This is a genomic window from Streptomyces sp. YIM S03343 (genome assembly GCF_054729195.1).
This window is the reverse complement of sequence record NZ_JBPUKX010000002.1, coordinates 803,528-815,912: the sequence shown is the minus strand read 5'-3', so window position 1 is coordinate 815,912 and position 12,385 is coordinate 803,528. Positions and strand designations below refer to the sequence as shown.

The 12,385-nt window shown below is 73.6% G+C and carries 12 protein-coding genes; all 12 read right to left on the bottom strand.

Translation table 11 applies throughout. The features are described from left to right. Positions 1-291: 291 nt before the first annotated feature. Positions 292-1,326: a hydrogenase expression/formation protein HypE gene (gene hypE / locus ACSYGN_RS39405; protein WP_460405346.1), complete on the bottom strand. Its 1,035-nt coding sequence runs from the start codon at positions 1,324-1,326 to the stop codon at positions 292-294. Further along, complete coding sequence (gene hypD, locus ACSYGN_RS39400) at positions 1,323-2,435, bottom strand: hydrogenase formation protein HypD (protein ID WP_460405344.1); 1,113 nt, start codon at positions 2,433-2,435, stop codon at positions 1,323-1,325. Before hypD ends, hypE begins: the two co-directional genes overlap by 4 nt. Positions 2,436-2,488: 53 nt before the next feature. Then, positions 2,489-3,112, bottom strand: a complete 624-nt coding sequence (locus tag ACSYGN_RS39395) for a CBS domain-containing protein (RefSeq protein WP_460405342.1) — start codon at positions 3,110-3,112, stop codon at positions 2,489-2,491. Beyond that, on the bottom strand, positions 3,105-4,487 hold the full coding sequence (locus tag ACSYGN_RS39390) for a Ni/Fe hydrogenase subunit alpha (protein ID WP_460405340.1): 1,383 nt from the start codon (positions 4,485-4,487) through the stop codon (positions 3,105-3,107). The genes ACSYGN_RS39395 and ACSYGN_RS39390 overlap by 8 nt, the downstream gene beginning before the upstream one ends. Then, positions 4,484-5,236: an NADH-quinone oxidoreductase subunit B family protein gene (locus ACSYGN_RS39385; RefSeq protein WP_460405338.1), complete on the bottom strand. Its 753-nt coding sequence runs from the start codon at positions 5,234-5,236 to the stop codon at positions 4,484-4,486. Before ACSYGN_RS39385 ends, ACSYGN_RS39390 begins: the two co-directional genes overlap by 4 nt. Beyond that, on the bottom strand, positions 5,236-6,042 hold the full coding sequence (locus tag ACSYGN_RS39380; protein WP_460405336.1) for an FAD/NAD(P)-binding protein: 807 nt from the start codon (positions 6,040-6,042) through the stop codon (positions 5,236-5,238). The genes ACSYGN_RS39385 and ACSYGN_RS39380 overlap by 1 nt, the downstream gene beginning before the upstream one ends. Further along, positions 6,039-6,503, bottom strand: a complete 465-nt coding sequence (locus tag ACSYGN_RS39375; RefSeq protein ID WP_460405334.1) for a Crp/Fnr family transcriptional regulator — start codon at positions 6,501-6,503, stop codon at positions 6,039-6,041. The genes ACSYGN_RS39380 and ACSYGN_RS39375 overlap by 4 nt, the downstream gene beginning before the upstream one ends. Beyond that, entirely contained in the window at positions 6,500-7,648 is a 1,149-nt protein-coding gene (locus ACSYGN_RS39370) for a 4Fe-4S dicluster domain-containing protein (RefSeq protein WP_460405332.1), read from the bottom strand. The genes ACSYGN_RS39375 and ACSYGN_RS39370 overlap by 4 nt, the downstream gene beginning before the upstream one ends. Before the next feature lie 507 nt (positions 7,649-8,155). Next, entirely contained in the window at positions 8,156-8,413 is a 258-nt protein-coding gene (locus tag ACSYGN_RS39365; RefSeq protein WP_460405330.1) for a HypC/HybG/HupF family hydrogenase formation chaperone, read from the bottom strand. A gap of 6 nt (positions 8,414-8,419) precedes the next feature. Then, a complete protein-coding gene (gene hypF / locus ACSYGN_RS39360) occupies positions 8,420-10,726 on the bottom strand; it encodes a carbamoyltransferase HypF (protein WP_460405328.1) in 2,307 nt (768 codons plus the stop codon). Further along, a complete protein-coding gene (locus tag ACSYGN_RS39355; protein ID WP_460405326.1) occupies positions 10,723-11,226 on the bottom strand; it encodes a hydrogenase maturation protease in 504 nt (167 codons plus the stop codon). Before ACSYGN_RS39355 ends, hypF begins: the two co-directional genes overlap by 4 nt. 153 nt (positions 11,227-11,379) lie before the next feature. Further along, positions 11,380-12,189: a universal stress protein gene (locus ACSYGN_RS39350; protein ID WP_460405324.1), complete on the bottom strand. Its 810-nt coding sequence runs from the start codon at positions 12,187-12,189 to the stop codon at positions 11,380-11,382. Between the last annotated feature and the right edge of the window lie 196 nt (positions 12,190-12,385).

Here is a 12,385-nt window from a genome sequence, read left to right as displayed (position 1 = left end):
CCCCGACCCGCGCACCGGACCCTCACCGCCCCGCTCGCGGTGAGCCTCCGGCGCGGGGGCACGGCCGGCGCGACCGCCCCAGCCTGCGGGCAGTCGTGCCGCTGGGGCGGCACGGGTGGGCGCAGGCGGCACCCCGTCAGCGCCGGGCTGCGCAACCCCCGCCCCCACCGGCCCGCACTCGCCACAGAGCAAGGCCCCAACGGAGTGTGACCGCGGTCGTCGAAGGTCGCAGGGCAATGGCGCCCTGCGGCCCTCCGCGACCGCGGTCAGCGCGACCCTCCGCGACCGCGGTCAGCAGATGCGGGGGAGCTGTTCGCCCAGCGGCAGCTCCACGATCCGGCGGGCGCCGATCAGCGTGCGCAGGGTGACCCGCCCGGGCGGCCCCTCGGTGAGCACCTCGCCGATACGGACCGCCGAGTCGCCCTCGGGCAGGGCGCGCAGCGCGCTCAGGGCGTCGTCGGAAGAAGGCGCGTCCACGAAGGCGACCAGACACCCCTCGTTGGCGACGACCAACGGGTCCAGCCCGAGCAGATCGCAGGCCGCGGCGACAGCCTCCGGCACCGGCACCGCGGGCTCGCCGATCTCCACGGCGACCGACGAATCGCGGGCGATCTCGTTCAGCGCGGCCGCCAGCCCGCCCCGGGTCGGGTCGCGCAGCACATGCACGGCGCCGCCCAGCGGAGCCAGCGCGGCGACGAGCCGGTGCAGCGGGCGGGTGTCGGAGGCGATGTCGCCCTCGAAGCCGAGGCCCTCACGGGTGGACAGCACCGTCGTGCCGTGCAGACCGACGGGACCGGAGAGCAGCACCGCGTCGCCGGGCCGGGCCGCCGCCGCGGACGGTGAAAGTCCCGGGTGCCGTTCGCCCACGCCCGTCGTGTTGATGAACAGCCGGTCCGCCGCGCCCCGCCCCACCACCTTGGTGTCCCCGGTGATCACCGGCACCCCGATGTCCTGCGCCGCCTTCCCCAACGAGCCCATGACCGCCCGCAGTTCCGAGAGCGGCAGGCCCTCCTCCACGATCAGCGACACCGACAGGGCCAGCGGCCGCGCACCGCGCATCGCGAGGTCGTTGACCGTGCCGTGCACGGCCAGGGACCCGATGTCCCCGCCCGGGAAGAACAGCGGACTGACCACGAAACTGTCCGTGCTCATCACCAGCTCCGGGCGGCCCGGCAGCAGCGCCGCGTCCTCCAGGGGGCCCGCTTCGCCGCCCACCGCGGGAAGCACGACCCGCTCCAGCAGTTCAGCCGTCAGCCGCCCTCCGGCGCCGTGGCCCAGCAGGACCACCTCGTCCTCATGGTGCGGTACCGGGCATTCGGGGTTCACGGTGTGCTCCCGGTCGTCGTGGCCGCGGTGCGTCCCGCGGCGTGGAAGGCGGCGCAGGTGCCCTCCGAGGACACCATCGGCGCGCCGAGCGGGCTGCGGGGTGTGCAGCGGGTGCCGTAGGCGGGGCAGTCCGTCGGCAGTCTCGCCCCGGTGAGGATCGCGCCCGCTATGCACTCGGGGTCCTCGACCGGGCGCAGCCCGCCCACGTCGAAACGCCGGGCCGCGTCGAAAGCGGCGTACTCCGGGGCGAGTTCGAGCCCGCTGCCGGGCAGCGCGCCGATGCCCCGCCAGGCCCGGTCGGTGACCGTGAACACCCTGCGGACGGTGTCCTGGGCCGCGGTGTTGCCGGAGCGCCTCACGGCCCGCGCGTACTGGTTCTCCACCTCGTGGCGCCCCGACTCCAGCTGCCGTACGGCCATCAGGATGCCCTCCAGCAGATCCAGCGGCTCGAAGCCGGTCACCACGATCGGCACCCGGTACCGCTCGGCGATCGGCTCGTACTCCCGCCAGCCCATGACCGCGCACACATGCCCGGCCGCCAGGAACGCCTGCACCTCGCACTCCGGGTCGTCGAGCAGCGCGGTCATCGCGGGTGGCACCAGGACATGGCTGACCAGCATCGAGAAGTTGGTGAGGCCGAGGCGGGCGGCGTGCAGCACGGCGGTGGCGTTGGCGGGGGCCGTCGTCTCGAAGCCGACGGCGAGGAACACCACCTCACGGTCGGGATGCGCGGCGGCCAGCCGTACGGCATCCATCGGCGCGTACACCACCCGTACGTCCGCGCCGCGCGCCCGCAGCGACAGCAGGTCGGTGTGTGTGCCGGGCACCCGCAGCATGTCGCCGAAGCTGGTCAGGATCACCCCGGGCCGGGCGGCGATCGCCATGGCCCGGTCCAGGGTCTCCAGCGGGGTGACGCAGACCGGGCAGCCCGGCCCGTGGATCATCCGCATCCCGGCGGGCAGCAGTTCGTCGATGCCCTGACGGACGAGGGTGTGGGTCTGGCCGCCGCACACCTCCATGATCCGCCAGGGCCGGGACGCGGTCCGCCGCAGCTCGTCCAGCAGCCGCCGGGCGAGCACGGGATCGCGGTACTCGTCCAGGTACTTCACGGCGTCACCGCCCGTCTTTCACGGTCACGCTTTCACCGTCACCCGCCCGGCTCTCACCGGTGGGACAGATCCAGCCTGATGTCCACGACCCCCTCTACGGCCCGCACCGCGCGGGCGACCACCGGCACCAGCGCCCGGTCGGGCAGGGTGCCGCCCAGTGTCACCACGCCCTCCGTCACGGAGACGGAGAGGCCCGAGGTGGTGGCCGGGAGCTGGGTGAGGACGCCGTGCCGGACCTCCTCGGCGATCTCCTCGTCGGAACGCAGGAAGACCTTCAGCAGATCGCTGCGGCTGACCACGCCCTGGAGCAGCCCGACGGAGTCCACCACCGGCAGCCGCTTGACGTGCTGGCGGGCCATGATGCGGGCGGCCTCGGCGAGTGAGGCGTTCGCGTGCACGGTCACCGCCGGGGTCGTCATCAGCTCGCCCGCGGTCAGCCCGCCCGCCTTCACCCGGGACTTCAGATCGCCCTCGTCGGTGTCGCGGAACTCCTCCTTGGTCAGCAGATCCGCCTCGGAGACCACCCCGATGACGCGGCCCTCACCGGCCAGCACGGGCAGGGCGCTGACCTTCCACTGGTCGATCAGCTCGACGATCTCCTTGAAGGGCGCGTCGCGCCCGACTGCGATGACGGTGTGTGTCATCACATCGCTCACGTTGTACGGCGATTCAGACATCACAGCCTCCTGAGGTGTCCCGAGCGGCCCGCGGGGCCGCCGCCGGGGTGCGGACGATCGTCAGGTCCAGGAAGTGCGTGGAGCACGAGATGCACGGGTCGTGGTTGCGGATGGCGCGCTCGCACAGCGCCGTCAGCTCGTCGTCGGTCAGCTCCGGCCCGTCCACCGCGCGCTGGGCGAGCCGCAGCAGGTCGTCCTCGATGGCGCCCTGGTTCTGCGCGGTCGGCGGCACCAGCACCGCGTCCGTCAGAATACCGCCGGCGTCGATGCTGTAGCGGTGGTACAGCATCCCGCGCGGCGCCTCGGTCGCCCCGTGGCCGGTTCCGGCGCGCGGCGGGACCTCGACGTACGGGCGGTCGGGCGGCTCGTAGTCGTCGATGATGCGCAGCGCCTCTCCGATGGCGTACACCACCTCCACCGCCCGCACCAGGATCGACCGGTACGGGTTGCGGCACACCGCGCCGCGGTGCGGATCGCCGAGCCCGGCCCCGACGGCGGCCTCGCGGGCCGTCGGCGAGAGCTGCCGGCCGCCCACCGCGAACCGGGCGAGCGGCCCGGTGAGATGCAGCCGCCCGTCGAGGCGCGAGTGCAGTGCCGTGGAGTGCTGGGCATGGGTCTCGGCGACATGGCCGGGGAAGTCCCGCACCGGGAAGCTGCCGCGGCTGCCGTCGGCGCGCACCACCGTCGGGGTGCCGCCCTCGATGGCGTACGTGTCCGGGTCGGCCAGCGCCAGCAGGTCGGCGTCGGTGTGCGCGTCGGGGATGTCGAAGCCCGTCACCCAGCGCACGGTCTCCAGAGCGTCGTCCAGTGCCCCCTTCAACTGCTCCTCGACCGGCCGGAATTCGGTGCGCGAGGGCACCCGGTAGAAGCCGCCGAGCCGTACGTTGACGGGGTGCACGGCGCGCCCGCCGAGCAGCTCCATCAGCGCGTTGCCCGCCTTCTTCAGCCGCAGCCCCCGCTCCACCTCCGCCCGGTGGGTGCGGGCCAGCTCGATCGCGCTCGCGCCGCCGAGGAAGTCCGGGGCGTGCAGCAGATAGATGTGCAGGGCGTGGCTCTCGATCCACTCGCCGCAGTACAGCAGACGGCGCAGTTCCGTGAGCGCCGGGCCGACCCGCACGCCGCAGGCGTCCTCGATCGCCGCGCAGGCGCTCATCTGGTACGCCACCGGGCAGATCCCGCAGACCCGCGCGGTGATGTCGGGGGGCTCGGTGTAGGACCGGCCGCGCAGGAACGCCTCGAAGAACCTGGGCGGTTCGTAGATCTGCAACTGGGCCTGGGTGACCGTGCCGTCGTGGACATGCAGGCTCAGCGCGCCCTCGCCCTCGACCCGGGAGAGGGAACCGACGTGCAGTACACGGGACCCGCGGTGCGTCATGTCCTCAACTCCTTCTCGAAAGCGGCGGTGTTGAAGGTGTGCAGGAAGCGCTCCACATCGTCCTCGCCGAGCCCGTCGCGGCGCAGCAGCGGGATCAGCGCGGGCAGGTTCACCGACCCGGAGGGGCCGAAGCAGCCGAAGCAGCCCCGCCGGTAGGCCGGGCACAGCGCCCCGCACCCGGCGTGTGTGACCGGGCCCAGACAGGGGGTGCCCTCCGCGACGGTGACGCACACCGTGCCGCGCCGCTTGCACTCGAAGCAGACGCTGTGGTTCGGCACGTCCGGCCGGCGCCCGGCGAGGAACGCGGTGATCACCTCCAGCAGCTGCCGCTTGTCGATCGGGCAGCCGCGCAGCTCGAAGTCGACGTCCACATGGGCGGAGACGGGCGTGGAGGTGGTGAGCGTCTCGATGTACTCGGGGCGCGCGTAGACGGTACGGCGGAACTCGTCGACGTCGGTGAGATTGCGCAGCGCCTGGATGCCGCCCGCCGTGGCGCAGGCGCCGATCGTCACCAGATGCCGGGAGGCGGCGCGGATCTCATGGACCCGCTCGGCGTCCGACGGCGTGGTCACCGAGCCCTCGACCAGGGACAGATCGTACGGTCCGGGCCGTACGTCGCTGGACGCCTCCAGGAAGTGCGCGATGTCCACCCGGCCCGCCAGCGCGAGGAGTTCGTCCTCGCAGTCCAGCAGGGTGAGCTGACAGCCGTCGCAGGAGGCCAGTTTGAACACGGCGAGTTTGGGTGTCATCACAACTCCCTCACCGAGAGCAGGGGTTCGGCGGCTGCCCAGTCGACGACCGGGCCGTCCTGGCACACCAGCAGCGGGCCGAGCTGGCAGTGCCCGCAGTGTCCGGTGGCGCAGCGCATGTTCCGCTCCAGGGAGACCCGGATCCGCTCCCGCGGGATGCCGCGGTGCGCGAGTTCACGGGCGGTGGCGCGGATCATCGGCTCGGGCCCGCAGACGAACGCCCAGGTCACCTCGGGGGCGAAATGGGCCCGCCCCATCAGCTGGGTCACCACGCCGACGTCGCCCCGCCAGCGCCGGTCGGGCCGGTCCACCATCACCCCGGTGTACGTTGTCTTCCAGCCCGCCAGCTCATCGCGGGCGATCAGATCGTCCGGGGTGCGCGCGCCGACCAGCAGATTCACCCGGCCGTACGCCTCCCGCTCGGCCAGCACGGCGAGGATCAGCGGCCGCAGCGGGGCGAGCCCGATGCCGCCCGCCATGATGACCAGGTCCGCGCCGCGCGCCCGCTCCAGCTCCCAGGTGGTGCCGTAGGGGCCGCGCAGCCCGATGACATCGCCCACCCGGACCGCGCACAGCCCGTCGGAGACCGCGCCCACCGAGCGCACGGTGTGCGCCAGCCCGCCGGTGGACTGCACGGAACTCACCGACACGGGGATCTCGCCGCGCCCGAAGCAGTGCACCATCGCGAACTGGCCCGGCGCGAAGTCGGGCAGCGCCGCCCCGACCGGTTCGAGGCGCAGCGTGACCGTGTCGTCGGTCTCCTGCTGCCTCGAGACCACACGGTGGGGCACCGGCACGGCCGTCATGGCTCTTCCTTCGTCTCGTAGGTGCCGTAGAGGTCGACGAGCCGGGCGCGCGCCGAGTTCAGCCGCTTGGACAGGACCCGGCAGACCCAGCCGCCGATGTCCCGGCCGAACACGGGGTCGTCCTCGCACATCCGGCGTACCACGACGGCGTCGAACTCGTAGGCCCGCACCGGCGTGATCGCCAGGGCGCCGAGCTGCCACACATACGGCTCGAACAGCCACGACCAGCCGAGCAGATCGCCCTCGCCGATCGTCTCGACCACCGGCGGGCGGTGGCCGGGGACGTGCACGTCGAGCGCGACCGTGCCCTCGCGGACGATCCAGAAGCGGTCCGCCGCGCCGCCCTCGTCGAAGATCCGGGTGTCCTGGCGGAACTCGGTCTCGCGCGCGATGCGCAGCAGCCTGTCGCGGTCCCCGGCGGGCAGGGCGTGCGACATCCGCAGGGTGTGTGCGGGGTTCATCGATGGATCTCCGTCTCTGTCCTCGCCGCGTGCTCGGCCTGCAACGCGGCGACCTCCTCCGTGATGTCGATACCGGCGGGGCACCAGGCGATGCAGCGCCCGCAGCCGACACAGCCGGAGGTGCCGAACTGGTCGTGCCAGGTGGCGAGTTTGTGGGTGAGCCACTGCCGGTAGCGGCTCTTGCCGGAGGTGCGGACCGGCCCGCCGTGCAGATACGAGAAGTCCAGGCCGAAGCAGGAGTCCCAGCGCTGCCAGCGCTCGGTGTGGTCACCGGTGAGATCGGTGACCTCCTCCGTGGTGGTGCAGAAGCAGGTCGGGCACACCATGGTGCAGTTGCCGCAGGTCAGACAGCGTCCGGCGACCTCGTCCCAGCGGGCGGCGGTGGGGCTGCCGGTGAGCAGCGCCCGCAGATCGACCTCGGGCAGCGCCCGCCCCATCCGCTTCCTCGCGGCGTCCACCGCGCCCCGTGCGGACTCCTCGGTGCCCGGGTCCGCCGCCCGGTGCGGCACCTGCTCCAGCAGCCGGGCGCCCGCCTCGCTGCCCACCCGCACCAGGAACCGGTGACCGGAGGCGTCGACGGCCTCGGTGAGCGCGAGATCGTAGCCCTCGTCCGCCTCGGGACCGCCGCCGGCGGACACACAGAAGCAGGTCCCGCCGGGTTCGGTGCACTCGGCGGCGATCACCAGCACGTCCCGCCTGCGCGCGCCGTACCCGCTGTCCTCGAACCGCCCGCCGGTCAGCACCCGGTCCTGGACGGCGACGGCCCGCAGATCACAGGGCCGCACCCCGAGGAACGCGTACGACGGCGGCTCGGCGTCCTCCGCGGCGAACACCACCTCGCCCTCCGGCGTCCGGTCGGCGCTCCACAGCCGCTCGCGCGCCGGGTGCAGGAAGGACTTCCAGGACTGCGGCCCGGCGCTGTGCGCGAACGCCGCCCCGTCCTGCCTCGGCACCAGCCGGTACCGCCCGGCGTCCGTCTCCACCCCCCAGCCGTACGGCAGCTGGGCGGCGGAGGTCAGCTCGGCGAGTGCCACGGCGCCGTCCCGCACGGTGGGCCCCACGACCGTCCGGCCCTGCGCCAGCAGAGCGACGACCAGTGCCTCCAGCCCGTCGCGATCGAGTACGGCCGGGTCTGCGGTGGTCATCTTTGACCTCCTCGAAGGTGGGCGCTTCAGGCTCCGCTCCCCTTCCACCCTCGAACCGCCACAGGTCCCCTCGGCAGGGGTCAACCGTCCCTATCAGCAGTGCCAACTGGTTCCCTCGGGGGCGGCCGTCTATGTGGTGCGGGCCGTTGTACGGGTGCAGGTCGTACGTGGCTGGTCGCGCAGTTCCCCGCGCCCCTGGGGAGTTGCAGTCCCGCAGGCGGAAGGCGCGGGTTTCCGGCAGAGCAAGAAGGCTCACGCCTTGGACGCAGGGCACTGCAACACCCTGCCTGGGGGCGCGGGGCTGTATCGATGTGCGGCTCCGCCGCGTGGGCGCGACCAGCCCACCACGACCCGCACCAATGACCCGGCCCGAAACGCCCGGCGAAAGGAGGCTGCCGCCTCAGGCGCAGGGGACTGCAGCACCCTGTTTGGGGGCGCGGGGAACTGCGCGACCAGCCACGACGGCGCCGCACCCGCCCCGCAAGGGCGACCCATACCAACGCGGGCCTACGGCAGTGGCTCGCCCAGCTCACCCGCGACCGCGTCGGACATCTCCCGCAGAACCGCCAGCGTCCGCCGAGCCTCAACCTCGTCCACGACGGTGATCGCAAACCCGACGTGCACGATCACATACGACCCCACCGACGCCTCCGGTGTGCAGGACAGACACGCCTCCCGCCGCACCCCGCCGAAATCGACCGTCGCCATACGGAGCCCCGCCTCGTCGTGGATCTCCAGGATCCGGCCGGGAATACCCAGGCACATACAGCCTCACCCCTCCCGGGCGAGCCTCGCGGCCGCGACGACCGCCTGGCCGTAGCTGATGCCTCCGTCCCCGACGGGAACCTGCCCGCCGACGAGGACGCGCAGTCCCTCCGCGTGCAGTCGGCGCTTGACCTCGGTCAGCAGCCGCCGGTTGACGAAGCAGCCGCCGCCCAGGCACACCGTGCGCGGCGCGCCTTCGGCGACCGCGCGGGCGACCAGGTCGGCGGTGACGATGCCCAGCGTGAGATGGAAGGCCGCGGCCAGCCGGGCCACCGGCTCCCCGTCGGCCTGCCGGGCCAGCAGATCGGCGAGGGTGGGCGTCGGGTCGTAGACCCACACGTCGTCCACCCGCAGCACCCGGTGCGCGAGCGGCACGGCGTGCGCGTCGCCCGCCGCGGCCTCCAGCAGCACGGCCGCCTCGGCCTCGTAGCTGACCGGGCCGTCGACCAGGCCGAGCAGCGCGGCGACGGTGTCGAACAGCCGGCCGGCGCTGGAGGCGGGCGGGCAGTTGAGCCCGCGGTCGAGCATGGCCCGTACGGTGGTGAGCTCGGACGGGTCGAGCCGGTCGGTGAAGCGCTGGACGAGCCGTGCGTCGGGGCGCGCCGAACCCAGCGGCTGAGCGCCGAGCGGCTCGGCGCCCAGCAGATGCCCCAGCGCGGTGCGCTGCGGATGCCGTACGGCCGCGTCGCCGCCCGGCAGCGGGGCCGTGGCGAACCGGCCCACCCGGCGGTAGCCGGCCAGATCGCCGAGCAGGATCTCGCCGCCCCACAGGGTGCCGTCGTCGCCGAGCCCGAGCCCGTCGAAGGCGACCCCGAGGAAGGTGCCGCGCACCCCGTGCTCGGCCGCGCACGCCGCCACATGGGCGTGATGGTGCTGCACCGGGATACGGCGCACCGGCTGCGCCTCGGCCCACTGCGTGGACAGATACCCGGGGTGCAGATCGTGTGCGATGACGCGCGGCACGATGCCGGTGAGCCGGGTCAGCTGGTCGTACGACGACTGGAACGCCTCGTAGGCCGCCAGGTCGGACAGGTCCCCGGTGTGCGGGCCGACGTGGGCGCGGCCGTCGGCGGCCAGGGTGAAGGTGTGCTTCAGCTGGGCCCCGGCCCCGGCGACCGGCTCGCGGGAGGGCAGCGGCAGCGCGGCGGGGGAGAGGCCGCGGGCCCGGCGGACGGTGATGCGGGTGCGGCCGGCGAACGTCACCACGGAGTCGTCGTAGCGGGACCGGATGGGCCGGTCGTGGGTGAGGAAGCCGTCGGCGACATGGCCGAGGGCCTCGCGGGCCTCGGTGTCGTGGTGGGCGATGGGCTCGTCGCTGAGGTTGCCGCTGGTGACCACCAGCGGGCGGGCCAGCATGTCGAGGAGGAGGTGGTGCAGCCCGGTGGTGGGCAGGAACAGGCCCACCCGGCTCAGCCCGGGGTGCACCCCGGGGGCCAGCGGCGAGGCACCGTGCCAGGGGAAGCGGGCCAGCAGCACCACGGGGCGCTCCGGCGCGGTCAGGGCGGCCAGCTCGGTCGCGCCGATGCGGGCGAGCCGGGCGGCCGCCGCCACGTCGGGGACCATCACCGCGAACGGCTTGGAGGGACGCTGCTTGCGGCGCCGCAGCTCGGCCACCGCGCCCTGGTCGGTCGCGTCGCAGATCAACTGGTAGCCGCCGAGGCCCTTCACCGCGGCGATGCCGCCCGCGTCGATCGTCTCGACGGCGGCGCCGAGCGCGGCCTCGCCGAACAGCCCGTCCCAGGACAGCCGCGGTCCGCAGACCGGGCAGGCGACCGGCTCGGCGTGGAAGCGCCGGTCACCGGGGTTCGTGTACTCGTCCTCGCAGTCGGAGCACATCGGGAAGCCGCGCATGGTGGTGCGGACCCGGTCGTAGGGGAGGTCCTCGATGATTGTGGCGCGGGGGCCGCAGTCCGTGCAGTTGATGAACGGGTAGCGGTAGCGGCGGTCGCCCGGGTCGCGCAGCTCGCGCAGACAGGCGTCGCAGATCGCCGCGTCGGGCGGCACCTCGCGTACCGCCGAGCCGCCCGGACCGGGGGCGCTGTGCCGGACCTGGAAGCCGGGCCCGCACACCTGGCGCGGCAGCCCGTCGGTCAGCCGCACCCCGCGCACCCGGGCGAGCGCGGGCGCGTTGGCGCGCAGCCGGCCCGCGAACTCCTCGATCACCCGGGCGGGTCCTGCGACCTCGCCCTCCACATGCCCGTTGACGTTCGCGACCCAGCCGTCGAGCCCCAGCTCGGCGGCGGTGCGGTAGACGAACGGCCGAAAGCCCACACCCTGGACGATGCCGTCGACCCGGAAGCGGCGCACGCTCATGCGGGCCCCCTGGACGCCGTGTCCCGGTACCGCACGATCTCCTCCTCGACAGCTCCCGCCAGCGGTTCCACCGCCGCCTCGACGGCCGGTGTGAGACCGGTGCCGAAGTCGCCGTCGGCGCCCTCCACCGCGTACACCACGAGCCGTTCCGGCAGCAGTCCGAGGACCCCGGCGAGCTCCACGGCCTCGCCCAGGCCCAGCCCGTGCGTGCTGCTCGACGAGGGCGGCGCCAGATGTCCGGAGTCGAGTTCGAGGCGGTGCACCCGGCCGGGGGTGCCCGGGTGGGCGTGGGCCGCGTCGACGACGATGGCGAGGGCGGCGTCCTCCCAGAGGCCGATCAGCCGTCCCGGGTCGCCGTCACAGGTGGCGACCACCGTGTCGGGCGGCAGCGTCCGCTCCCGCAGCCGGGCGGCGACGGCCCAGCCCACCCCGTCGTCCCGCCGGAACTCGTTCCCGACGCCGACCACCGCGATCCGTGTGCACGCCGAACTCGTCCTCATAGCTCTTACCGTGGCCTTTCCGCGCAGTGGCCCCACAGGGGCCGAAGGACCCATGAGCGGGGCCGACACTCCTCGCGGCACGACCTGCGGCACGCCCCTGGCTGCCTTGGGGCTTCCGCACATCACGCCGCGCACCACGTTTCGCGGCTCACCTCACGGTACGACCGCCACCGGGCACTCCGCCCGTCCGAGCAGGTTGTGCGCGGTGGCGCCGGTGCCGCGGCCGACGACCACCAGGGCCGCCGAGTGCGACGCCCGGGCCAGTGCCTCGGCGGGAGGCAGCGGCACCACATCGGCGGTGACGGCGACGTCCGGGTAGCGCTCCCGCCACGGGTCCAGCACCTCGTGTACGAGTCCGCTCTCGGGGTCCGCCGCCCCGCCGGGACCCCCTTCGGGGCCGGAAGGGGGCCGGTCGGCCGCTTGCGAGGCATCCCGTGCCTTTGCAGACGCATACACCGCGTGGAGGGGTGCGCGGCGCCGCCGGGCGGTCTCGAAGGCGAAGCCGAGCGGACCGTCCGAGGGGTCCCGGACGTCCACCCCGACGATCACCGGACCGGTGCGGCCGGGACGGTCCGGGGCGGGCACCAGCACCACCGGACAGGAGCACACCGCGGTCACGAGAGCGGCGGTCGTCCCGGCCCCGCCGCCGGTGTTGTCCAGGCCGACGACCAGCAGTTCCGCATGGTCGGTGAGGGTGCGCAGCACGGCCGCGGCGGCACCCGGAAGACGCACACTGCGCACCGTCAACGACGGGTGCCGACCGGCGAGTTCGGCCACCGAACGGTCCGCCGGGCTCCCGGATGCGTCGCCCTCCGCACTGCGAGACAATTCGGGCGAACCCTCTGGAGTCACTTGCACCACCCTCAAGGGCAACCGACGCCGAAGCGCCTCCCGGGCGGCCCAGCCGGCAGCCGCCCGGCCCAGGTCCGAGCCGTCCACGCCGGTGATGATCACTCGTTCCACGACTGTCGCCTTCCGGATCGGTGGGTGACGAACGGTCCCGCCTTGATCGTCCGTACGGGGTGGGTGAAGGGGGCCGAACGGACCCGGGCAGAGTCCCTGGCGGCCCCTACCTGGATACCGAGCCTGGCACGACGCTGGCAAAGGACCAGCAAAGATGCTGGAACAGGCACGTGCAGCCGGAGCAGTCCGGCGCCAG